The 21,620-nt window shown below is 71.7% G+C and carries 20 protein-coding genes; 7 read left to right on the top strand and 13 right to left on the bottom strand.

The features are described from left to right. Positions 1–109 precede the first annotated feature (109 nt). Positions 110–2,770 (top strand): ATP-binding protein, encoded by a 2,661-nt coding sequence (locus ACZ7J0_RS17775; protein WP_470888319.1) that lies wholly within the window; start codon positions 110–112, stop codon positions 2,768–2,770. A gap of 71 nt (positions 2,771–2,841) precedes the next feature. Here the strand turns inward: ACZ7J0_RS17775 and nucS are convergent, their stop codons facing one another. Then, positions 2,842–3,513 (bottom strand): endonuclease NucS, encoded by a 672-nt coding sequence (nucS, locus tag ACZ7J0_RS17770; protein ID WP_468706966.1) that lies wholly within the window; start codon positions 3,511–3,513, stop codon positions 2,842–2,844. A 218-nt stretch (positions 3,514–3,731) separates the two neighbouring features. Between nucS and ACZ7J0_RS17765 the strand changes: the two genes are divergently transcribed. Continuing rightward, complete coding sequence (locus ACZ7J0_RS17765) at positions 3,732–4,124, top strand: SCO5389 family protein (RefSeq protein WP_468706964.1); 393 nt, start codon at positions 3,732–3,734, stop codon at positions 4,122–4,124. Between the two features lie 83 nt (positions 4,125–4,207). Here the strand turns inward: ACZ7J0_RS17765 and ACZ7J0_RS17760 are convergent, their stop codons facing one another. Then, complete coding sequence (locus ACZ7J0_RS17760) at positions 4,208–5,251, bottom strand: LLM class flavin-dependent oxidoreductase (RefSeq protein ID WP_470888316.1); 1,044 nt, start codon at positions 5,249–5,251, stop codon at positions 4,208–4,210. A 218-nt stretch (positions 5,252–5,469) separates the two neighbouring features. Between ACZ7J0_RS17760 and ACZ7J0_RS17755 the strand changes: the two genes are divergently transcribed. Further along, positions 5,470–5,799: an ATP/GTP-binding protein gene (locus ACZ7J0_RS17755; protein ID WP_470888314.1), complete on the top strand. Its 330-nt coding sequence runs from the start codon at positions 5,470–5,472 to the stop codon at positions 5,797–5,799. A gap of 31 nt (positions 5,800–5,830) precedes the next feature. On the opposite strand, the gene ACZ7J0_RS17750 is transcribed toward ACZ7J0_RS17755, so the two are convergent. The 7 genes from ACZ7J0_RS17750 to mce form a co-directional block, all read right to left on the bottom strand. Then, complete coding sequence (locus ACZ7J0_RS17750) at positions 5,831–6,661, bottom strand: ABC transporter permease (RefSeq protein WP_470888312.1); 831 nt, start codon at positions 6,659–6,661, stop codon at positions 5,831–5,833. Beyond that, entirely contained in the window at positions 6,658–7,824 is a 1,167-nt protein-coding gene (locus tag ACZ7J0_RS17745; protein ID WP_470888310.1) for an ABC transporter ATP-binding protein, read from the bottom strand. The genes ACZ7J0_RS17750 and ACZ7J0_RS17745 overlap by 4 nt, the downstream gene beginning before the upstream one ends. Before the next feature lie 154 nt (positions 7,825–7,978). Continuing rightward, positions 7,979–8,758, bottom strand: coding sequence for an ABC transporter permease (locus ACZ7J0_RS17740; protein ID WP_470888308.1), 780 nt, complete (start codon positions 8,756–8,758; stop codon positions 7,979–7,981). A gap of 3 nt (positions 8,759–8,761) precedes the next feature. After that, positions 8,762–9,769 carry an ABC transporter ATP-binding protein gene (locus ACZ7J0_RS17735; RefSeq protein WP_470888306.1) on the bottom strand — a complete coding sequence of 336 codons (1,008 nt, stop codon included), beginning with the start codon at positions 9,767–9,769 and terminating at the stop codon, positions 8,762–8,764. A gap of 153 nt (positions 9,770–9,922) precedes the next feature. Beyond that, positions 9,923–10,861 carry a cellulose-binding protein gene (locus tag ACZ7J0_RS17730; RefSeq protein ID WP_468706950.1) on the bottom strand — a complete coding sequence of 313 codons (939 nt, stop codon included), beginning with the start codon at positions 10,859–10,861 and terminating at the stop codon, positions 9,923–9,925. Between the two features lie 114 nt (positions 10,862–10,975). Beyond that, positions 10,976–14,995 (bottom strand): polarized growth protein Scy, encoded by a 4,020-nt coding sequence (scy, locus tag ACZ7J0_RS17725; protein ID WP_470888304.1) that lies wholly within the window; start codon positions 14,993–14,995, stop codon positions 10,976–10,978. A gap of 165 nt (positions 14,996–15,160) precedes the next feature. Further along, a complete protein-coding gene (gene mce / locus ACZ7J0_RS17720) occupies positions 15,161–15,613 on the bottom strand; it encodes a methylmalonyl-CoA epimerase (protein ID WP_470888302.1) in 453 nt (150 codons plus the stop codon). A 138-nt stretch (positions 15,614–15,751) separates the two neighbouring features. Here mce and ACZ7J0_RS17715 point away from each other — a divergent pair, with 138 nt between their 5' ends. Next, positions 15,752–16,954 carry an acetyl-CoA C-acetyltransferase gene (locus ACZ7J0_RS17715; RefSeq protein ID WP_468706945.1) on the top strand — a complete coding sequence of 401 codons (1,203 nt, stop codon included), beginning with the start codon at positions 15,752–15,754 and terminating at the stop codon, positions 16,952–16,954. A 23-nt stretch (positions 16,955–16,977) separates the two neighbouring features. After that, positions 16,978–17,931 (top strand): methylmalonyl Co-A mutase-associated GTPase MeaB, encoded by a 954-nt coding sequence (meaB, locus tag ACZ7J0_RS17710; RefSeq protein ID WP_470888300.1) that lies wholly within the window; start codon positions 16,978–16,980, stop codon positions 17,929–17,931. A gap of 58 nt (positions 17,932–17,989) precedes the next feature. Here meaB and ACZ7J0_RS17705 read toward each other — a convergent pair whose 3' ends face one another. The 4 genes from ACZ7J0_RS17705 to ACZ7J0_RS17690 form a co-directional block, all read right to left on the bottom strand. Continuing rightward, the gene (locus tag ACZ7J0_RS17705; RefSeq protein WP_468706941.1) at positions 17,990–18,466 is read right to left on the bottom strand and encodes a MarR family winged helix-turn-helix transcriptional regulator; all 477 of its coding nucleotides are present in this window, start codon (positions 18,464–18,466) and stop codon (positions 17,990–17,992) included. Between the two features lie 116 nt (positions 18,467–18,582). Beyond that, entirely contained in the window at positions 18,583–19,335 is a 753-nt protein-coding gene (locus ACZ7J0_RS17700) for an AIM24 family protein (protein WP_470888367.1), read from the bottom strand. 38 nt (positions 19,336–19,373) lie between these two features. Next, positions 19,374–20,024, bottom strand: coding sequence for an AIM24 family protein (locus ACZ7J0_RS17695; protein WP_470888297.1), 651 nt, complete (start codon positions 20,022–20,024; stop codon positions 19,374–19,376). A 1-nt stretch (position 20,025) separates the two neighbouring features. After that, positions 20,026–20,664, bottom strand: coding sequence for an AIM24 family protein (locus ACZ7J0_RS17690; RefSeq protein ID WP_468706937.1), 639 nt, complete (start codon positions 20,662–20,664; stop codon positions 20,026–20,028). 165 nt (positions 20,665–20,829) lie between these two features. Here ACZ7J0_RS17690 and ACZ7J0_RS17685 point away from each other — a divergent pair, with 165 nt between their 5' ends. Both ACZ7J0_RS17685 and ACZ7J0_RS17680 read left to right on the top strand, forming a co-directional pair. Next, positions 20,830–21,174 (top strand): DUF3817 domain-containing protein, encoded by a 345-nt coding sequence (locus tag ACZ7J0_RS17685; protein WP_470888295.1) that lies wholly within the window; start codon positions 20,830–20,832, stop codon positions 21,172–21,174. Further along, complete coding sequence (locus tag ACZ7J0_RS17680; protein WP_470888293.1) at positions 21,171–21,464, top strand: MTH1187 family thiamine-binding protein; 294 nt, start codon at positions 21,171–21,173, stop codon at positions 21,462–21,464. The genes ACZ7J0_RS17685 and ACZ7J0_RS17680 overlap by 4 nt, the downstream gene beginning before the upstream one ends. Positions 21,465–21,620 lie beyond the last annotated feature (156 nt).

The following is a 21,620-nucleotide window of genomic DNA, read 5'->3' as shown; positions in this document are numbered from 1 at the left end:
CCCGCCGATTGACGGACCCACTGGCGGGCACCGGACCAGAAGCGACAGCGGACGTGCAGATCGGCCGGGAGGGGCTTGGCATCGGCGCGCGACGCTTTTGGGGGCTTTGATGGACCCGATCAACCGGGGGCCGGAAGAACACGGCCATGACAACGACGGCGGCGGCACCCGTGACGGCGGCCGGCGCGACCCCCTCACACCCGTGACAGGACCGGTGAAGGGCAGCGGGTCGGCGGGCCCGGCGACCGCCCGTACGGCACAGATCGTCTCCGGCGACCTGCTGCTCACGATCAACCCGATCGACGGCAGCGAGATAGAACCCTGCCCGCCGGGTGAGCTCCCCGCGCGGCCGCGCAAGCGCACCGCCGACGAGCGCGCCGACCTCGCCCGCGTCTCCGGCCCGCCCCTCCCCGCCGGACCCGCCGCCCCGCCGCTGCCGCTCCTGGAGCGGCGGGAGGAGCGCGAGCGGCTCGTACAGCTCCTGGCGCGCGGGCGCTCGGCCCGGCTGACCGGGCCCGCCGGCTCCGGCCGGACCACCCTCCTCGACGCCGTCGCCGGCGACTGCGCGGACATCGCCCCGGACGGCGTCGTACGACTCTCGGGCTACCGACGCACCGCGACCGAGCTGCTGTACGAACTGTTCGCGACGGTTCACCACGCCTCGCACTACCGCCCCGACCGGGCGACCCTGCTCGACCACGTCCACGACATCGGCGCGGTCGTCGTCGTCGACGACCTGGAAGTCGGCGGCGCGGCCCTCGACGAACTCCTCGAGGCGACCCCCGAGTGCGCCTTCCTGTTCGCCGCCACCCCGGATGTGCCCGCGTCCACGGCCGAGGCGCACCTGGAAGAGGTCACCCTCGCGGGTCTCGGCCGGGGCTCCACACTGGAACTGCTGGAGCGGGTCGTCGACCGGGCCCTCACGGACGAGGAGGCCAACTGGGCCGGCGACCTCTGGTTCGAGTCCGAGGGCCTGCCGCTGCGCTTCGTCCAGGCGGGCGCGCTGCTGCGCCAGCGCGACACCCTCCGCGCCGGCCAGGGTGCCTTCGACCCCTTCGGAGCCGGCCCGGCCAACCCCGACGACGAGCCCGACGACCCGGACGACATCCCCGACTCCGAGCTGCCCGAGATACCCCTGCCCACCCTCGGCGAAGGCGCGGCGCCGGCGGCGCTGCTCGCCTCGCGGCTCGGCCCGTCCGCCCGCGAGACCCTGCGCCTCGCGGTCGCGCTCGGCGGCGAGGTGCCGCACCCGGCCCATCTGCCCGCCCTCGTCGGCGACACCCACGCGGACGCCGCGCTCGGCGAGCTGGTGAACTGCGGTCTGCTCACCCCCGTCGGCCCCCGCTACCGGCTCGCCGCCCAGGTGCTGGCCCAGTTGGACGCCGCCGGGTACGGCGAGGGCGCCGCCGAGCGCGCCCACACCGTCGCCCAGCACTACGCCTGGTGGGCCGGACACCCCTCGGTCACCCCTGAGCGCGCCGGCGCCGAGGCCGACGCCCTGCTCGCCTCGATGACCGCGCTGCTGCCCAGCGAAGGCGCGCCCCCCGGGCAGAACTCCGACGACGAGGACGGGCACATCGCCGCCGCCGTCCAACTCGCCCGCAGTGCCACCCCGGCCTTCGCCGCGGGACTGCACTGGGGCGCCTGGGAGCGTGCTCTGCGCACGGGCCAGCAGGCCGCCCGGATCGCCGGCGAGGTCGCCGAGGAGGCCTACTTCCACCACGAGTTGGGCGTCCTCGCCCTCTGCGGGGGAAACCTCGACCGGGCCCGCGCCGAACTGGAGGCATCCATCGGCATGCGCGGCGCGCTCGCCGACAAGCGCGGCACCGTCGCCGGCCGCCGTGCCCTCGCCCTCGTCGCCGACCGCGCGCGCGGCCCGCTCGCAGGAGGCGGCCCGGTCGGCGAGCAGGCCCCGCCCGTCCGCCGGGACGCGTCGGCGTCCCCGCCCGGCGGCATCCCGGTCGCCCGCGTGGTGTCGCCCTTCCCCGACCAGGACGTCACCCTCATCACCCGGCAGCACACGTCCCCCGGCGGCATGACGAAAGCCCACACCCGTTGGGGCTTCCTCGGCGGGGCCCGGCGCAATGCCGTCGCGGTCGGCGCGGGCGCGCTGCTCGTCGCCGTCCTCGGCACGGTGATCACCCTCGGCGCGACCTCCGGCGGCGACGAGAAGCCGGGCTCGGACCGGGTCAGCTCGGACCCGTCGACCGGCCAGGACACGGGCAACGACGACTACAACACGGACGAGCCCGTCGAGGACCCGACCCGGCCCGGCAGCACCGGAAAGCCGGAATCGCCGAACCCGTCGGGATCGGCGACCCCGCGCGGCGGTGGCTCCTCCACGGGCGGTGGCTCCACGACGACCTCCGGCGGCAGTCCTTCGTCCTCGGGCAGTGCCTCGACGGGCGGCCCGACGACCGGTGGGTCGACCACGTCGAGCGGCGGCAGCACGTCGGGCTCCTCGACGACCGGTGGTTCGCCGAGCGGCAGCCCCTCCAGCACCGGCGGTACGTCGTCGAGCGGCGGGACGACCACGACCGGTGGGACCGACCCGGCGGGTGGCACGACGACGGGCGGGACCGATCCGACGGGTGGCACGACGACCGGTGGGACCGATCCGACGGGCGGGACGACGACCGGTGGGACCGATCCGACGGGTGGCACGACGACCGGTGGGACCGACCCGGCGGGCGGAACGACGACGGGCGGGACCGATCCCACCGGCGGCGACACGAGCGGCAGCCCCAGCAACAGCGGTAGCGCGGTCTGACGCCCGTACCGGCACACGGAAACGGCCCCCGGCGGTAGTCACCGCCGGGGGCCGTCCCCGTACCGCGTGGCTCAGAACAGGCGGAGCTTGTCGTCCTCGATGCCGCGCATCGCGTCGTAGTCCAGGACCACGCACCCGATCCCGCGGTCCGTCGCCAGCACCCGCGCCTGCGGCTTGATCTCCTGCGCCGCGAAGATGCCCTTGACCGGCGCCAGATGGGGATCGCGGTTGAGCAGCTCCAGATAGCGGGTGAGCTGTTCCACACCGTCGATCTCGCCACGCCGCTTGATCTCGACCGCGACCGTCGCGCCGTCCGAGTCACGGCAGAGGATGTCCACGGGACCGATGGCCGTCGGGTACTCGCGGCGGATCAGGCTGTATCCGTCGCCCAGTGTCTCGATCCTGTCGGCGAGAAGCTCCTGGAGGTGCGCTTCCACGCCGTCCTTGATGAGACCCGGGTCGACGCCGAGTTCGTGCGAGGAATCATGGAGGACCTCCTCCATGGTGATGATCAGTTTCTCGCCCGCTTTGTTGACGACGGTCCAGATGCCGGCCTCTCCGTCGACGCCCTCCTTGAGCGTGCACGGCGGGGACATCCAGTTGAGCGGTTTGTACGCCCGGTCGTCGGCGTGGATGGAGACGCTGCCGTCTGCCTTGACCAGGATCAGACGGGGGGCGGAGGGCAGGTGGGCGGTGAGCCGGCCCGCGTAGTCCACGGAGCAGCGGGCGATGACGAGACGCATGGGGCGCAACGCTACTCGACGCATACGCTTCCGCGCGATTCGGCCCTAAAGCCCCGTTCGTTATTGGCCGGTTGTGGTCCCAATCTCCTGGTGCGGTCCGGACAGCGCGCTTAACGTGGAAGCAGGAGGTCGTCGCTCGTGCACTCTGCGTGGCGTACGGGGGCTCCTCCTTCCCTGCCCGTAAGACCCCGCTCGTCGGGGTCGCGAGAGGAGAACCCATGTCGCTCGACGTCTCACCGGCGCTGTTGGAACAGGCCGAGCGAGGCGAGGTCGACGAAGCCGACTTCGTCGACTGCGTCCGGACCTCCCTGCCCTTCGCATGGGAGATGATCAGTTCTCTGGTGGCTCAGCTGAAGGTGGACGGCGGAGAGTTCGCCGACAACCAGACGCCGCCGCCGGACGAGCAGGCACGTGGTCAGCTGCTGCGCGCGCTCGCGAGTGACGCGATCCGCGGAGCGCTCCAGCGGCACTTCGGGGTGCGTCTGGCCTTCCAGAACTGCCACCGTGTGGCGGTGTTCCCGCTGGACTCCTCGGTGGACGAGCGGCTGGCCCGCTTCACTTCCATCCGGGGCCAGCTGCTCAATCAGTCGCCCGAACTGCGCGACTGCTGATGTCTTCTGCTGCCGCTCCGCGTCGCGCGAGGCACCTGATGCCGGAGCGGCAGCGTTTTTCATACGGCGGAAAGGGCGGCGGCTCAGACGAGCAGCGGCAGCACCTCGGCGCCCAGGCGCCGCACGTTCTCCTCGGTGGCCGTGAGGTCTCCCGACCCCTCGGCCAGCAGCGCGAAGCGGGTGATGCCCGTGCGCTCGGCGGTCGCGGCGAGCCGGTCCGCCGCCAGCCGCGGCGTCCCGACCGGGTGCAGGGCGCACAGCAGCTCGGTGTAGGCGACGGGATCCCGCATCGCCCGGTGCCGCCCGTCGACCGTCACATGGGCGTCCAGACCCTGCTTCAGCCATCCCGGCATCGCCTTGAGGAGTGCCTCGGCGGCGTCGGCCCCACTGTCCGCGATCTGCGCCACGCCCGCCGACACATGCCCGGCGGCGGCGCGGGCGACCGCGTCCGGCGCATGACCCGCGGCGAGCGCCTGCGTGCGCCACGCGGCGACCATCTCGGCCTTCTCCTCGTCACCGCAGTGCATGCCGAGGAGCATCGGCAGCCCGCGCTCGGCGGCCCTGCGGACGCTCGCCGGCGAGGTGCACGCCAGGACCACCTCGGGCCCGGCCGTGTCGCCGACGGGACCGATGAGCTCGTCCGGCCGCGGCACGACGGCGACTTCACGGAAAGCGAATCGTTCCCCCTGGGCTCCCACACGGGGTTCGCGCAGCCAGCGCAGCAGCAGATCGAGCGCCTCGGGGAACCCCTGCTCGTACGCCTCCAGGCCCGCGCCGAAGACCTCCAGGTCCACCCAGGGGCCGCCCCTGCCGACGCCGAGGGTGAAGCGGCCGCCGGAGGTGAGGTGCAGCAGTGCGGCCTGCTCGCCCAGCGCGACCGGGTGGGCGGTCGGCAGCACGCTCACCGCCGTCCCCACCCGGATCCGGCGGGTGCGGCCGAGGAGCAGCGCGGCCAGTGTCACGGCCGACGGACACACGCCGTACGGAACGAAGTGGTGCTCGGCCAGCCAGACCGAGTCGAGCCCGGCCTCCTCGGCGGCCTCGGCGGTCCGCACCGCCCGGTGCAGCGCCTCCCCCTGCCCCTGCCCAGGGAACTGGGCGGCCAGAACAAACGTACCCACGCGCATCGCCTTCTGCCTCCTTGCGGCCGACGCGGCTCTCCCCCTCTTACAGGCAACAACGTCTGACACGTGCCAAAGGCAACGGGCGGAGGCGAAGTTCTTGCGATTTTCCGGTAACTGGGCCTGTCGGCCGAGACCGCGACGCCCGTCCAGGACATGTGCTCCGGGTCATGAGCCGTACGCTGGAAGTCACCTGTCCCGCACCCGGCCCCGTGAGGTGTTACGTGTCCCCGCGCCGCAACCGCCCCCGTGGCGGCGACAGTCCCGTCGAGCAGGAAGGTGCGCCGGGCGACCGGTACGGCGGTGTCCAGCGCACCGAGCCCTGGCAGGGCGAGGAGTGGTCGGTCCGGCACGTCGCCGGGGCGAGCTCGGTCGGCAAGCGCTACCGGTGCCCCGGCTGCGACCAGGAGATCCCCTCCGGGATGCCCCACGTGGTGGCCTGGCCGGAGTACGGCGGCGTGGACGACCGGCGACACTGGCACAAGGCGTGCTGGAACGCGAAGGACCGCCGCGCCTCCCGGGTGCAGCGGTCCCGCAACGCCCCCAAGTACTGAGGCGGTTGTCCGGCGGCGCCGGCCGGTGCCCTCAGGCGTCGCGGCTGTTCAGCACCGCGAACGCGGCGCCCAGGGTGGCCGCGGTCAGCCCGAGGATGATCAGGAGAGGCTCCCAGCCGACCGGTCCCGACTCGCGCACGGCGGTCTCGCTGTAGAGCGCGATGATCTGGCTCGGGATCGCGTAGGCGAACAGTGCCTCCTGGAGCTTCGCCAGCGACTCCGAGAACATGAACATGGCCGCCACCAGCGGGAACAGCACCACGCCGATCATGATCGTGATCGCGCCCGCCGAGTGCCGCAGCAGCGTGCCGACGGCGAGCGACAGCAGCCCGAGCAGCGCCAGGTAGAGCCCCACGCCCACGGTCGCCCGCAGCCAGTCGCCGGTGGACGCGGGGGTCGCGTCCACCATCGCGGACTGGACCGCGGCGACGAGCGTGACGGTCACCGTGGTGACGGTGAACACCAGCAGGAAGAAGACGATCGCCTTGGCCGCGAGCACGCGCGCACGGCTGGGGCAGGCGGTCAGCGTCGTGCGGATCATGCCCGTGCCGTACTCGGACGCGATGGTGAGCACGCCGAGCGTGATCACACAGATCGAGCCGAGCAGTACACCGAAGAAACCGAGACCGAGGGCGGACTCGCCCTGGGTGTCGACGTGGGAGGCGGCCACGATCGCCGCGACGCCCAGGCCGATGCCGACCATGAGCAGGATCATGACGCCGAGCGTCCACATCGTGGAGCGCAGAGAACGGATCTTGGTCCACTCGGAGGCGAGGGCGTCGCCGAGGTGGGCCCTGCGCACCGGGATGGGTGAGACGTACGAGGCGAGGGGTGCGCCCTGCTGCTGGTACGGGGTCGTCATCGGGCGTCCTTGCTGGTGCTCGGGTCGGTTCCGGGGGGCGGGCCGGCCGGGGTCTGGTCCAGGGGCACGGGCGCGGGCGCGACGGGCGGCTCCGCGGGCACCTGCGGCTTCTGCGCGTACGGGTTCTCCCCGGGCGGCGGCGGGGCGTACCAGCCCTGCTGGGGCACCTCCGGAACCACCGGCTGCGGCACCACGTAGCCGTCTCCGGGATGCGGCAGGGGCTGCTGCAGGCCGGCCAGCTGGTCCTCGGTGGAGCGGTAGTCCACGGCGCTCTGCGTCATCCGCATGTACGCCTCCTCCAGCGACGCCTGGTGCGGCGAGAGCTCCCACAGCCGGACGTCCGCCTCGTGCGCCAGATCGCTGATCCGCGGCAGCGCGAGACCGGTCACGCGCAGCGCGCCGTCCCGCTCGGAGAGCACCTGCCCGCCGGCCTCGGTCAGTACCGCGGTGAGCTTCTCCCGCTGCTGCGGCTCGGTCCGAGGCGTGCGCACCCGGGCGAAGTCCGCGGAGTTGGCGGAGATGAAGTCCTTGACGCTCATGTCGGCGAGCAGCTGACCGCGGCCGATCACGATCAATTGGTCCGCCGTGAGCGCCATCTCGCTCATCAGATGGCTCGACACGAAGACCGTCCGGCCTTCGGAGGCGAGCTTCTTCATGAGGTTGCGGACCCACAGGATGCCCTCGGGGTCGAGACCGTTGACCGGCTCGTCGAAGAGCAGCACCTGCGGGTCGCCGAGGAGCGCGGCCGCGATTCCGAGCCGCTGTCCCATACCGAGCGAGAAGCCCTTGGAGCGCCTGCGGGCCACGTCCTGGAGCCCGACGACGCCGAGCACCTCGTCGACCCGGCGGGCCGGGATACCGGCGAGCTGGGCGAGGGACAGCAGATGATTGCGGGCGCTCCGGCCGCCGTGGACGGCCTTGGCGTCGAGCAGGGCGCCGACCTGCCGGGGCGCGTTGGGAAGCTGCCGGAAGGGGTGGCCGCCGATCGTGACGTGTCCCGACGTCGGCCGGTCGAGCCCGAGGATCATGCGCATGGTCGTCGACTTCCCGGAGCCGTTCGGCCCCAGGAAGCCGGTGACGGCGCCGGGCCGCACCTGGAAGGAAAGGTTGTACACGGCCGTCTTGGCGCCGTAGCGCTTCGTCAGGCCGACTGCCTCGATCATTCTCCAGCCCCATCGACAGGTCAGGTCGTCGTCGGGGCAGTGGCCCGTGGCCGAAGGCCCCCGTAGGAGCTAAGAGGGTATCCGCCCCTTGACGGTTCCAGCCAAAGCCGACGGGGCCCGGACGCCCCGCTGACCGGAAGGGCGTCCCGACCGGTCAGGCGTCGCGCTTCCTGAGGACGAGGAAGCCGCCGGTCAGCGCGGCCGCGACCCAGATGAGCATGATCCCCAGCCCGCCCCAGGGGCCGTACGGCGCCTCCTGCGTGTTCATCGCGTCCGGGACCACCTGCATGATCTTGGAGCCGGCCTGGTCGGGGAAGTACCGCGCCACGTCCTTGGCCTTCGGTACGGCGGACAGGATCTGGGAGATCAGGAAGAAGAACGGCACCAGGATGCCGAGGGAGAGCATCGACGAGCGCAGCATCGCCGCGACGCCCATCGAGAAGAGCGCGATCAGGCCCATGTAGAGACCGCCGCCGATGACCGCGCGCAGGACGTTGTCCGCGCCGAGGGTCGTGCGGTACTCGCCGAGCAGGGCCTGGCCGAGGAAGAAGGACAGGAAGCTGGTCGCGAGCCCGACGGCCAGGGCCAGCAGCCCGGCGACCGTGATCTTGCTGAGGAGGAACGTGGCCCGCTGCGGGACGGCGGCCAGCGAGGTGCGGATCATGCCCGAGCTGTACTCGGTGCCGACCACGAGCACGCCGAAGACGACCATCGCCAGCTGGCCGAGGATCATCCCGGAGAAGCTGATGAAGGTCGGGTCGAAGGTGGCCCGCTCGGCGGGGGAGAGCTCGGTGAAGGTCGACTTCATCAACGCGCAGAGCGCCGCGCTCATGGCGACCGTCACCAGCAGCGCGCTGACCAGGGTCCAGCTCGTGGAGGACACCGTGCGGATCTTGGTCCACTCGGACTGGAGGACGGCGGGTACCGATGCCATGGTTCAGGCCCCCTGGTGGGTGTCGCCCCAGTGGGGGCCGCTGGTCGTGTCGGCCGCGGGGACGGGCGCACCCCACGCGGGGCCGCCCGCGGTGCCGTGGATGTCCGTGCCGTGCGCGTGGTACTCGACCGCGCCCGCCGTCATCTGCATGAACGCTTCCTCCAGCGAGGCGCGTTGGGCGCTGAGTTCATGGAGGACCAGCTGGTGCCGGGCGGCGAGCTCACCGAGCGCCTCGGTGGTCGCGCCGTCGACCTCCAGGGTGCCGTTGCCCGACTCGACGGGGGTGAAGCCGTTCGCGTGGAGGACGTCCCGCAACTCCTCCTGCTGCGGCGAGCGGAGACGTACGAAACTCCGTGAGTTCTGCTGGATGAAATCGGCCATCGAGGTATCGGCGAGCAGCTTGCCCTGGCCGATGACGATCAAGTGATCGGCGGTCAGTGCCATTTCACTCATCAGATGGCTGGAAACGAAGATCGTCCGGCCTTCCGCCGCCAGCGCCTTCATCAGATTGCGGATCCAGTGAATTCCCTCGGGGTCCAGACCATTGACGGGTTCGTCAAACATCAAGATCTCCGGATCACCCAGCAGCGCGGAGGCGATTCCCAGCCGCTGGCCCATCCCGAGCGAAAATCCTTTGGACTTCTTCTTCGCCACCGGGGTGAGTCCGACCGTGTCGAGAACCTCGGCGACCCGGCGCTCCGGAACGCGGTTGGCCTGGGCCAGGCACAGCAGGTTGTTGTACGCGGAGCGGCCTCCGTGCATCGCCTTGGCGTCCAGCAACGCCCCGATGTACTTCAGAGGTTCCTCGAGATCGCGGTAGTGCTTGCCGTCGATCCGGACGGTACCGCTGGTCGGGATGTCCAGATCGAGCATCATGCGCATCGTCGTCGACTTGCCGGCGCCGTTCGGTCCGAGGAAGCCGGTGATCATCCCGGGCCGGACCTGGAACGACAGATGGTCGACCGCCGTCTTCGTACCGAAGCGTTTGGTAAGCCCCTCAAGCTCGATCATCCGTCCACGCTACGAGCGCACGAAGCCCCCCGCCACCGGAATGACGGAGGGCTGTGCTCTTATTTCGGGCTCGGTTTCCCCTCCGGGACGCTCAGGCGTGCGTCGACGGTCGACACCCGCGCGTCCCTTCGGCTCACTCGCCGGGGGGCGTGATTACCGGGACTGCTGGGCCGGGACGCCGCGCGTCACGGGCTCGTCGTCCACCGGCGAACCGGCCGCGGCGACCGCGGCGCCGGTCAGCGTCGCCAGCATCTCGCGGACGTTGGTCAGCTGCGCGTTGATGGAGTCGCGGCGGTTCGTCAGCGCCGCCAGCTCGCGCTCCGATTCCGAGCGGATCCGGTCGGCCTTGGCGTTCGCGTCGGCCACGATGTCCTCGGCCTGGCGCTGCGCGGTCTCCACCGTCTGACGGGCCCGGCGCTCCGCGTCCGTACGCAGCTTCTCGGCCTCCAGGCGCAGCTGCTCGGCGCGGTGCTCGATCTCCGCGAGACGCTTCTCCGCCTTCGCCTGACGCGACGCCAGGTCGCGCTCGGACTGCTCGCGGCGCTTGGCGAGGTTGGTCTCGAAGTCGGCGGCGGCCTGAGCGGCCTTGGCGCGGGTCTCCTCGAAGAGGGCGTCCGCCTCCTCACGCTTCGACTGCGCGTCCTTCTGCGCCTCGGCGCGCAGCGAGTTCGCCTCGCCCTGGGCCTTCTCGACGATCCGGACGCCCTCGTCCTCGGCCTTCGCCTTCCGCTCCGCCGCGAACGACTCCGCGTCGTTGCGCACCTGCTGGGCGGCCGACTCGGCGAGCTCGCGGTGCTGCTCGGCGGCGCGACGGGCCTCCTCACGCAGGTCCTTCGCCTCCTCCTCGGCGAGGCGGAGGATCTTCTCGACCCGCGCACCGAGACCGGCGTACGACGGCTCCGCGTCGCTGACCTGGGCCTGGGCGTTCTGGGTCTCGAGGTGGAGCTCCTCGATGCGCTTTTCCAGAGAGGTGATTCGGGCCAGAGCACTGTCACGGTCGGCGACGAGCTTGGTAATGCGGTCGTCCACCTGACCGCGGTCGTAACCACGCCGCACGAGCTCGAAGCCGAAGGGGGAGGATGTGTCGCTCATGGGGTTCCTGTCGAATGAGACCGGTGAGGTGATAGGGGGAATCCTAGGGGCCGAAGCGGCGTGTCATCGAGCGGATGCCCGTTTGATCTGGAGAATGTCCAGCCTTTTGAGTGGCTAGCCCTCGGAGGACTTGCCACTCGAACGTGTAACCCCCGCCGAAACGCCCGCCTTGACTCCGTCCTTCGTACCCGTGGACGGCGCCTCGAAAGACTCCAACGCCTCAAGAACATCCTGGACACGGGAGATCTCCGCATTGATGTCCTCCCGCCGGCGCACCAGGACCTCCAGTTCCCGCTTTCCCTCGGAGATCATCTGCTCTGCCTCGCGCTCGGCGTCGGCCTTGATCTTCTCTGCCTCACGGACCAGCGTGGCCTTCTTCTGCTCGGCTTCCTTGAGCAGCCCCTCGGCCTTCTTCACCGCGGCGATCCGGACCTTGCTCGCCTCCGAATTGGCCTCGGCCACCAGGTCCTTGGCCTTCGCCGCGGCCCGCGCCTCCTGCTCGGTCGCCGCGGTCACCAGCTTGTCGACCCGCTCGCCGGCCGTCCTCATCTGCTCGGCGCTCTCCCGGCGGGCCCGGTCGTGCAGCTCCTCGATCTCCGCCTCGGTACGCGCCCGCAGCTCCTCGGTGCGCTCCCTTATGGCCGTCGCGTCGCTGCGCGCCCCGACCAGCAGTTCATCGGCGTCCGTACGGGCCTTCTCCACCAGGGAGTTGCCCTCGACGGTCGCCTCGGCGACGATCCGCTCGGCCTCCTTGCGGGCGGCGCCCACCATCGTGTCCGCCTGCGCCTCGGCCTCGGTGGTGGCGCGCAGCGCCTCCTCCTGGGCCTTCGCGATGAGCTGGTCCGCTTGCTCGGCCGCGTCCGCACGGCGCTTGGCCGCCGACTCCCGCGCCTCGTCGAGGATCCGGTCCGCCTCCGAGCGGGCCTCCGCGCGCATCTGCTCGGCCGCGGCCTCCGCCTCGGCCCGCACGCGCTCGGACTCCGCGCGGATCCGCTCCGCCGCCTGCTGCGCCGAACCGACCGTCTCGGCGGCCTCGGCCCGCAGCCGCTCCGCCTCGCCCGACGCCTCGCGCAGCCGCCGCTCGGCCTGCTCGGTCGCCTCGGCCGTGATCCGCTCGGCCTCGCTCGTCGCCTCACCGATCAGCTGGTCGGCCTGCGCCGCGGCGTCGGCCCGCCGCTTGTCGGCGGCCTTCCGCGCCTCGTCCAGCACCCGCTCGCCGTCGGTCCGGGCCGCCGCGCGCAGCCGCTCGGCCTCCGCCTCGGCGTCCGTCCTGATCCGCTCGGAGTCCGTACGGGTCCGCTCCGCGTCCTGCTCGGCCAGCGACAGCAGCTCGGTCGCCTCGGTCGTGACCCGCTCGGCCTCGCTCGTCGCCTCGCCGACCAGCCGGTCCGCCTGCGAAGCCGCCTCGGAACGGATCCGGTTGGCGTCGTCGCGAGCCTCCGCACGGGTGCGGGACGCGTCCTGCTCGGCCGACGCCAGCGCGTCCGTGGCCTCGGTCCTGACCCGCTGCGCGTACTCGGCCGTGTCCGAACGGAGCTTGTCCGCCTCGGTGATGGCCTCGGATACGGTCCGCTCCGCGAGCGCCCTGGCGGCCTCCGACTCCTCCTGGGCCCGGGTGCGGACCCGGTTCGCGTCCTCGGTGGCCCGCTCCCGCTCCTCGTACGCGTCGGCGCGGACCCGGTCCGCCTCCTCCTGCGCCTCGGTGCGGGTCCGCTCGGCGGAGTGCTCGGCTGCCGAACGCAGCCCGGCGATCTCCTCCTCGGCCTGTTCCTGGAGCCCGGCGACCGAGTCCCGCACCTGCTGGGCGGTCTGCTCGGCGGCGGACACCATCTCGGTCGCCCGCCGGTCGGCCTCCTCCACCAGCCGGTGCGCCTCGGTCTGCGCCTCGTCCACCCGCTTGCGCGCGGAGGCGAGCAGCTCCTCGCTCTGCTCGCGGGCCCGCTCGCGCTCCTCGTTCGCCTCGGCGCGCGCCGAGTTCAGCGTCTCCTCGGCCTCGCGGCGGCGGCGGTTCGCCTCCTCCTGGGCGGCGGCGAGCGCCTCGGCCGCCTCGGCGCCGACCCGCTCGGCCGCGGCGGCCGCCTCCGCCCGCAGACGGTCCGCGGTGTCCTGCGCCTCGGTCTTGAGCCGCTCCGCCTCGGTGGCGGCGTCGGTGCGCAGCCGTACGGCCACCGACTCGGCCTCCGCGCGGGCGGCCGCCGCGTCGGCCGCCGCCTCGGTGCGCAGCCGCTCGGCCTCCTGCTCGGCCTGGGCCTGCAGCGTACGGATCCGCTCGGCGGCCTCGGTGCGCAGCCGCTCGGTCTCCTCTGCGGCCTCGCGGCGCATCCGCTCGCCCTCGGCACGGGCGTCGGTCAGTTCCTGTCCGGCGGTGGTGAGGCGCATCTCGGCCTCGGAGTGCAGCCGGCTCAGCTCGTCGGCGGCCTCGGCGTGCCGGGCCTCGGCGGCGCGCTCGGCGTCGGCGCGGGTCTCGGCCGCGGCCTGGTCGGCCGCGGCCTTCACCGAGTCCGCCTGCTCCTCGGCCTCGGCGCGCAGCCGGTCTGCCTCGGCGCGGGAGCGCTCCAGGGTCTCCTCGGCCTGCTTGCGCAGGGCGGCGGCCCGCTCGGCCGCCTCGCCGCGGACCCGCTCGCTCTCCGCGCTCGCGCCGGAGCGCAGCTCGTCCGCGTCGGTCCGTGCCTTGGTCAGCAGTTCCTCGGCGGTCCTGGCCGCCTCCTCGATCTGCTGGACGGCCTCGCGCCGCGCCTCGCCCCGGATCCGCTCGCCCTCGGCGATCGCCTCGGCCCGCAGCTGCTCGGCCTCGCCGCGTAGCCGGCGCGCCTCCTCCTGCAGCTCGACCGTCTTGGCGCGGTACTCCTTGGTGTCGTCCTTGGCCGCGCCCTTGAGCTGGTCCGCCTGCTCCTCGGCCTGCGACCGCAGCCGCTCCGCCTCCGCCTCGGCCCCGCGGCGGATCCGCTCGGCCTCCTCGGACGCCTTGCGGGTGGTCTCCTGGGCGTCCGCGGACGCCTTGGTGAGGACCTCCTCGGCGGTCCGGGCGGCCTTGGCCAGCTGCGCCGCCGAGTCCTCGGCCACCGCCGTGCGGGCCTTCTCGGCGGCCTCCGCCACCAGCTTCTCGGCCTCGGCGCGGGCGTCGGCGAGCGCCTGCTCGGCCTCCGCCTTCAGCGTCTCGGAGTCCTTGGTGGCCTCTGCGACGAGCCGGGCGATCTCCGCCTTCGCCGTACGGGTCCGCTGTTCATTGACGGACTCGGCGGAGGTGAGCTGCCGGGCGGCGGTCTCCTTGGCCTCGTTGAGGGTCTTCTCGGCCTCGGCGCGCGCCTCGCGCAGTCGCTCCTCGGCCTCCTGCATCCGCTGTTCGGCGGCCCGGCCCAGCTCCGCGGCCTGCCGGCGCGCCTGGTCGGACTCGGCGGTGGTGGCGGAGCGCAGCTGCTCGGCGTGGCTGGTGGCCTCGTGGGCCTGGGTGGAGGCGGCGTTGAGCAGCCGCTCGGCGTCCTTGCGGGCGCGCAGCAGGGTCGCCTCGGCCTCGGCGCGGGCGGACTCCGCCTCGGCGGCGAGCCGCCGGCGGGCCTCCTCGGCGAGCCGGGTGGCCTCGGCGCGGGCGGTGGCCAGGGACTGCTCGGCCTCGGCGCGGGACTCCTCGAGGAGCCGGCGGGCCTGGGACTCCGTACGGGCCCGCAGCTGCTCGGCCCAGGCCACGTTCTCGTTGACGTGGGCCTCGACGGTCTGCCGACGCTCGGCCAGCTCCTGGTCGAGGCGCTGGCGCCGCTGCACGGCCTCGGTGTGCAGCTCGGCCTGGAGCCTCGCCTGGTGCTCGGCGTGCTCCTGGAGAATGCGCTGGGTCTGGGCGCGGGCCTCGCGCAGCTCGCGCTCGGCGTCCGAGCGCAGCTGGTCTGCCTGGATCTGGGCGTTACGGAGCAGCTGCTCCGCCTGGTAGCCGATGTCGGCGCTGTCGTAGGCGGGCCGGGATGCGATCGTGCGGCGCGCCTCGTGGAGCTTGGCGCGCAATACCTCGACCTGGTAACCGAGGTCCTCGGCGTGCTGGACGGCCTTCTCCCGCTCGGTCTTCAGCCGGTCCATCTCGGCTTCGAACCGCGAGAGGTGGTCGTCGTCAGCTCGGTGGCTCTCCTGGCGTTCGTAGCCCCGCACTGCGCGGTCCCATCCGTCCCCTGGTCGCAACTCTCTCCAAACGAGCACCGTTCCCCGGCGAACGGCCCCCCGGGGAATGGTGTCAGATCAAAGACGACACCGTGGCACGGCCCCGATCCGGCCCCGGCCCGGAGCCGCCACTCTACCGGGCCAGGAATCCGGGGGTCAGTGCTCGGCTGAGGAGGAGTCAGCGGACGGCTTCGCCGAGGTGACGAGCTCGGTGAGGACCCCGTGGCAGTCCTTGGGGTGCAGGAACGTGATCCGCGAGCCCATCGAGCCGATGCGCGGCTCGTCGTAGAGAACCCGCACACCCTTTTCACGGATGTCCTGGGCGTCGCCGTCCACGTCGGCGGTGCCGAAGGCGATGTGGTGGACCCCCTCACCGTTCTTGGCCAGCCACTTCCCGACCGCGGAGTCCTCGCGGGTGGGTTCGAGGAGCTGGAGGTAGGAGGCGCCCCCGTCGGAGGTGTCATTGATCTTGAGCATGGCCTCGCGGACGCCCTGCTCCTCGTTGATCTCGGAGTGGAACACCTCGAAGCCGTACGTCGCACGGTAGAACTCGACAGTCCTGTCGAGGTCGAAACAGGCGATCCCGATGTGGTCGATTCGCGTCAGCATGGCACCTAGTGCAGCGCCCCGGCGGTGGTTACGCAACGTGCGCGCGATCACACTGACTGGCCGGTGACCCGGACCAGTACCGCTCAGTACATTGAGGTAAACCCTCGTTCACTCCTCATCTCCAAGGGGCTGTGCCTCATGTCTGGAACGACCGGTACCACTTCAGTGATCGTCGCGGGCGCTCGCACGCCCATGGGCCGTCTCCTCGGCTCCCTCAAGTCCTTCTCGGGCGCCGACCTCGGCGGATTCGCCATCAAGGCCGCCCTGGACCGCGCCGGGATCGGCGGCGACCAGGTGCAGTACGTGATCATGGGCCAGGTGCTGCAGGCCGGTGCGGGCCAGATCCCGGCCCGTCAGGCCGCGGTCAAGGGCGGCATTCCGATGAACGTCCCCGCGCTGACCATCAACAAGGTCTGTCTGTCCGGCCTGGACGCCATCGCGCTGGCCGACCAGCTGATCCGCGCCGGTGAGTTCGACATCGTGGTCGCGGGCGGCCAGGAGTCGATGACCAACGCGCCGCACCTGCTGCCGAAGTCCCGCGAGGGCTACAAGTACGGCGCGATCGAGATGATCGACGCGATGGCGTACGACGGTCTGACCGACTCCTTCGAGAACGTCGCCATGGGCGAGTCGACCGAGAAGCACAACACCCGCCTCGGCATCGCCCGCCCCGAGCAGGACGAGATCGCCGCGCTGTCGCACCAGCGCGCCGCCGCCGCGCAGAAGAACGGCATCTTCGAGGCCGAGATCACCCCGGTCGAGATCCCGCAGCGCAAGGGTGAGCCGGTCGTCTTCTCCAAGGACGAGGGCATCCGCGGCGAGACCACCGTCGAGTCGCTCGGCAAGCTGCGCCCCGCGTTCGCCAAGGACGGCACTATCACGGCCGGCACCTCCTCGCAGATCTCCGACGGCGCCGCGGCCGTCGTCGTGATGAGCAAGGCGAAGGCCGAGGAGCTCGGTCTGGAGTGGATCGCCGAGATCGGGGCCCACGGCAACGTCGCCGGCCCCGACAACTCGCTCCAGTCGCAGCCGTCCAACGCCATCCAGCACGCCCTCAAGAAGGAGGGCCTGTCCGTCGACGACCTGGACCTCATCGAGATCAACGAGGCCTTCGCCGCGGTCGCCGTGCAGTCAATGAAGGACCTCGGGGTCTCCCCGGAAAAGGTGAACGTGAACGGTGGCGCGATCGCGCTCGGCCACCCCATCGGCATGTCCGGCGCGCGCGTGGTTCTCCACCTGGCGCTGGAGCTGAAGCGCCGCGGAGGCGGCGTGGGCGCGGCCGCGCTGTGCGGCGGCGGCGGCCAGGGCGACGCCCTGATCGTGCGCGTCCCGGGTAAGTAAGTCTCGACGAACGGAGCAGCACGATGGTGGACGTCCCCCAGCTGGTCGCCCAGGCGCGGGAGGGCCGGCCGCGGGCCGTGGCCCGGCTGATCTCACTCGTGGAGGGGGCGTCCCCGCAGCTGCGCGAGGTGATGGCGGCGCTGGCGCCGCTGACCGGCGGGGCGTACGTGGTCGGTCTGACCGGCTCGCCCGGTGTCGGCAAGTCGACGTCGACCTCGGCGCTCGTCTCGGCGTACCGGCGGGCCGGGAAGCGGGTCGGCGTCCTGGCCGTCGACCCGTCGTCGCCCTTCAGCGGCGGCGCACTGCTCGGTGACCGGGTCCGGATGTCGGAGCACGCCTCCGACCCGGGCGTCTACATCCGCTCGATGGCCACCCGCGGGCACCTGGGCGGTCTCGCCTGGTCCGCGCCGCAGGCGATCCGCGTCCTCGACGCGGCCGGCTGCGAGGTGATCCTCGTCGAGACGGTCGGCGTGGGGCAGTCGGAGGTGGAGATCGCCTCTCAGGCGGACACCTCCGTCGTGCTGCTCGCCCCCGGCATGGGCGACGGGATCCAGGCGGCCAAGGCGGGCATCCTGGAGATCGGCGACGTGTACGTGGTGAACAAGGCGGACCGGGACGGCGCCGACGCGACCGCCCGCGAGCTGAACCACATGCTGGGCCTCGGCGAGGCCCGGGGCCCGGGCGACTGGCGGCCGCCGATCGTGAAGACGGTCGCGGCGCGCGGCGAGGGCATCGACGAGGTGGTCGAGGCGCTCGAGAAGCACCGGGCGTGGATGGAGGAGCACGGGGTCCTCGCGGAGCGCCGCCGGGCGCGCTCGGCGCGCGAGGTGGAGACCATCGCGGTGACGGCCCTGCGGGAGCGCATCGGGGACCTGCACGGCGACCGGCGCCTGGACGCGCTGGCGGAGCGGATCGTGGCGGGGCAGCTCGATCCCTACGCGGCGGCGGACGAGCTGGTGGCCGCGATCACGGCGTAGCCCTTTCCCGGGCACCCGTCCCGCGGGGCGGGTGCCCCCGACCGGGGGGTCGCGCGTGTTACGGCTTGCCCCGGCGGCCCCGGAGCTTCTCCGCCACCGGGGTGAGTGACTCGCGTAGATCCGCGAGGGCCTCGGGCGTCATCAGGTCGATGAAGTGCTTCCGCACGGAGTCGACGTGGTGCGGCGCGACCTTCCGCATCGTCTCCATGCCCTGCTCGGTGAGCACGGCGTAGAGCCCGCGCCGGTCCGATTCGCAGTTCTCGCGGCGGACCAGACCGGCCTTCTCCATGCGGGTGATCTGGTGCGAGAGCCGGCTCTTGGACTGGAGCGTCGCCGCCGCGAGGTCACTCATCCGCAGGCGTCGCTCGGCCGACTCCGAGAGGTTCACCAGGATCTCGTAGTCGTTGTTGGTCAGGCCGAACGGCTGGAGGTCCCTCTCCATCTGGTACGTCAGCATCCTGTTGACGTCCAGGTAGGTGCGCCAGGCGCACTGCTCGGCGTCGCTCAGCCAGTGGGTGGCGGTCTCGGTCTCCATATGTGGATTCTACCTAAGAAGTTGAATACTGGACGAAGTCGGGGAGTGCGACGCCCCCGTCGGCCGCCCGACAAGGGCGCACACGTTCGAGAACGTCACACTCCGCAGACTACCGCTCACAGGCCGAAGCGACGCTGGAGGTCTCCGAGCTGTCCGGGAAGGCGCGGTACCGAGCCCGGCTGACCATGGCCGGAACCCGACCCGCCGCCGGGAACGCCCGGCTCGTGCGGCACGGCACCCGTCGGCTGCTCGGCCATCAGGACCTCCGTCGACTGGAGCAGTACCGTACCGGCCCCCACGAACTCGAACTGGTGCTCCTCGCCGGAGACACCGCCCAGGCCCGTCAGCGCCCGCACTCCGCCCATCACGCCGGCCATGTAGCCGTGGTCGTAGTGGTGGCACGGCGACGGGCAGTCGGCCCAGCCCACCAGCGCCTGGGGGTCGACCCGCAGTGGCGGCTCCATGAAGACCACCGGACCGTTGGACGCGGCCACGAACTTGCCCGTACCGATCAGGGTCACGAATCCCGGGACGATCGACTGCTTCAGTGCCAGCGACGGCTGATAGGCCAGCAGATTGCCCGACCGGATCGTCAGATTGCCCTCGTCCAGGTCGAACGAGTTGACGTCGAAGGCCCGGTCCGCGAGCAGCATCTTCCCGCTGCCCTCCGCCACCACCCAGTCGCTCGCGTGCAGCGGCGAGTGGAAGCTCGTCCGCAGCAGCCGCTCGAAGCGGCCGTGGCCGATGCCGTTGAAGTCGATCCGCCCGTAGTAGGCGATCATCTTCCCCTTCTGCAGGAACCACTGGGAGCCCTTGAGCTCCACGCAGAAGGTGTACGCGTTGACGTTGTCGTCGCTCGGCAGCGTCATCGGGTCCAGAATCACGGGGCCCGCCCCGCCGTACGCGCTCACAGCTTCTCCTCCGACGCCTGGACGTACACCACACCATTGCCGCTCAGCTCCAGCTGGAACGCCTCGCCAGAGCCCCGGCCCACCATGTCGCGCCAGCCGAGCGCGGTGGAGAGCTTGTTGCGCACGTCGCCGTGGTGGGCGACGTAGGCCTGCGGGTCCACATGGACGTCCCGGCCCGGCGTGACGGGCAGTTCGATCACGCCGCCGTGGGCCATCACCGCGACCGCGCCATGGCCCTTGAGGGTCGTGGTGAACAGGCCCTGGCCGGTGACCTGGCCGCGGACCATTCCCATGACGCCGCCCTGGGAGCCCATGAACATCGTCCCCTGCTCCAGGGTGCCGTCGAAGGCCAGCAGCCGGTCGGCCTCGACGTACAGGGTGTCGCCGGTCAGCTGGACGACCTGGATGTGGTGGCCGCCGTGACCGAACATCACGGTGCCGTTGCCCTCGACGGTCATCAGCGGCGTCGCCTCGCCGGCCACCCGTCGGCCGATCATCGACATCACGCCGCCCTGGCCCCCCGCGATGTTCGGCGTGAAAGTGACGTCCCCCCGGTAGGCGAGCATCGCGCCACGCTGGCTGAACATCCGCTGACCGGGGACCACCGTGGCCTCGACCATCTTCGAATTGATCTCTCGGAACGGCATGTCAGACGTCCCCTCCGATGGTGTTCCGCTCGCTGGGCTGTACGTAGACCAGGCCGTCGCCCTCGAACCGGATCTGGAACGCCTCGCCGCCGCCCTCGCCCATGAACGTGCGGAACGTCACACCGGACTGGAAGCTCTGCTGGAGGTTGCCCTGGTGGGCGATGTACGCGCCGGGGTCGACCGAGAGCGGGTACTGCGGGGTCACCCGGAGCACCACGGCGGGGCCGTCCGACATGATCGCGGCCTGCCCGGTGCCCTCGACCGTCGTGGTGAACAGGCCGTTCCCGGTCGCACCACCGCGCAGCCCGGTGAAGCTGGTGCCGGTGCGCAGGCCGGCGTCGGTGCAGAGCAGATTGCTCGCCTCGACGTACAGCTTGTCGCCGCGCAGGGACACCAGATTGATCTCGGACGCGCGGTCGGCGAAGTAGCACGTGCCCTGGCCGGTCACCTCCATCACGGTCATCTGCTCGCCGGTGAGCCGGCGGGTGACCATGCCGCGGATCCCCTCACCGCCGCCGGACATCTTCTTGAAGGCCATCCGGCCGTCGTACGCGACCATCGAGCCGTTCTTCGCCTTGACGGCGTCGCCGGTCATGTCGACGGCGAGCACTTTGCTGCCTTGGAGTCGAAACGTTGCCACGGGGTGACGTTACTGGGCGGGAAGCGGGCGCGAACAGAGACCCCGGGACGATCCGACCCCTGATCCGACCCTCATAAAGCTCCGGCAAAAGACGGCTGCCACAATGGGGCGAACGCTTGTGCTTCCATTCACAAGATCACCGGCCCCTCCCCCCGAAGGTGAACCGTGGACATCAAGACCGCCTCCTCCCTCCACCGGCTCCGGCTCGTCTCGGCCCCCGAGGCCGTGTCGTTCCTGCTGCTGCTGGTCTGCTCGGTGCTCAAGCGCACCACGGACTTCAACGCGGTCCCGGTGATGGGTGCCGTCCACGGCATCCTCTTCATCCTCTACGTGCTCTTCTGGCTGGACGCCTGGAACCGTACGAAGTGGCAGTTCACGACCGCCGCCCTCTACTTCGTCCTCTCCGTCCTGCCCTTCGGCGGCTTCTTCGCCGAGCGCAAGCTCAAGCGCGCCGCCGAGGACGCGGTCATCGCCTCCCGCGCCCGCCGCGAGGGCACGGTGAAGGCGTGATCGTCGCCTTCTCCGTCACCCCGCTCGGCGTCGGGGAGGAGGTCGGCGCGTACGTGGCCGACGCCGTCCGGGTCGTCCGCGAGTCCGGGCTGCCGAACCGTACCGACGCGATGTTCACCTCGATCGAGGGCGACTGGGACGAGGTCATGGACGTCGTCAAGCGCGCCGTCGCGGCGGTCGAGGCCCGCGCGCCGCGCGTCTCGCTGGTCCTCAAGGCAGACGTCAGGCCCGGCGTCACCGACGGGCTGACCAGCAAGGTCGAGACGGTGGAGCGGCACCTCTCGGCCTGAGCGCCCCCCTGCCCGCGAAAGCCCCCCGGCCCGTCCGGCCGGGGGCTTTCGCCGTTCTCCGGACCACCGCCCACCGCGGCGGTGCCGAGGCGGTCCGCACACCCGCGGACCGAACAGCGAGACAGGGCTGACCAGCATGTGACCAGTCGGTAAGGT

This window comes from Streptomyces sp. NPDC038280 (genome assembly GCF_055600045.1).
The sequence above is the reverse complement of the archived record's forward strand: the minus strand, read 5'-3'. Positions and strand labels throughout refer to the sequence as shown.

Excerpts from the sequence above, each read along its gene's own strand:
- ACZ7J0_RS17695 (WP_470888297.1), bottom strand. The coding sequence starts at position 20,024 with ATGCCGTTCCGAGAGATCAATTCGAAGATGGTCGAGGCCACGGTGGTC.
- ACZ7J0_RS17735 (WP_470888306.1), bottom strand. The coding sequence starts at position 9,769 with ATGATCGAGCTTGAGGGGCTTACCAAACGCTTCGGTACGAAGACGGCG.
- nucS (WP_468706966.1), bottom strand. The coding sequence starts at position 3,513 with ATGCGTCTCGTCATCGCCCGCTGCTCCGTGGACTACGCGGGCCGGCTC.
- ACZ7J0_RS17740 (WP_470888308.1), bottom strand. The coding sequence starts at position 8,758 with ATGGCATCGGTACCCGCCGTCCTCCAGTCCGAGTGGACCAAGATCCGC.
- ACZ7J0_RS17765 (WP_468706964.1), top strand. The coding sequence starts at position 3,732 with ATGTCGCTCGACGTCTCACCGGCGCTGTTGGAACAGGCCGAGCGAGGC.
- ACZ7J0_RS17760 (WP_470888316.1), bottom strand. The coding sequence starts at position 5,251 with ATGCGCGTGGGTACGTTTGTTCTGGCCGCCCAGTTCCCTGGGCAGGGG.
- ACZ7J0_RS17745 (WP_470888310.1), bottom strand. The coding sequence starts at position 7,824 with ATGATCGAGGCAGTCGGCCTGACGAAGCGCTACGGCGCCAAGACGGCC.
- ACZ7J0_RS17705 (WP_468706941.1), bottom strand. The coding sequence starts at position 18,466 with ATGGAGACCGAGACCGCCACCCACTGGCTGAGCGACGCCGAGCAGTGC.
- ACZ7J0_RS17715 (WP_468706945.1), top strand. The coding sequence starts at position 15,752 with ATGTCTGGAACGACCGGTACCACTTCAGTGATCGTCGCGGGCGCTCGC.
- ACZ7J0_RS17775 (WP_470888319.1), top strand. The coding sequence starts at position 110 with ATGGACCCGATCAACCGGGGGCCGGAAGAACACGGCCATGACAACGAC.
- meaB (WP_470888300.1), top strand. The coding sequence starts at position 16,978 with ATGGTGGACGTCCCCCAGCTGGTCGCCCAGGCGCGGGAGGGCCGGCCG.
- ACZ7J0_RS17700 (WP_470888367.1), bottom strand. The coding sequence starts at position 19,335 with ATGACGCTGCCGAGCGACGACAACGTCAACGCGTACACCTTCTGCGTG.
- ACZ7J0_RS17730 (WP_468706950.1), bottom strand. The coding sequence starts at position 10,861 with ATGAGCGACACATCCTCCCCCTTCGGCTTCGAGCTCGTGCGGCGTGGT.
- mce (WP_470888302.1), bottom strand. The coding sequence starts at position 15,613 with ATGCTGACGCGAATCGACCACATCGGGATCGCCTGTTTCGACCTCGAC.
- ACZ7J0_RS17750 (WP_470888312.1), bottom strand. The coding sequence starts at position 6,661 with ATGACGACCCCGTACCAGCAGCAGGGCGCACCCCTCGCCTCGTACGTC.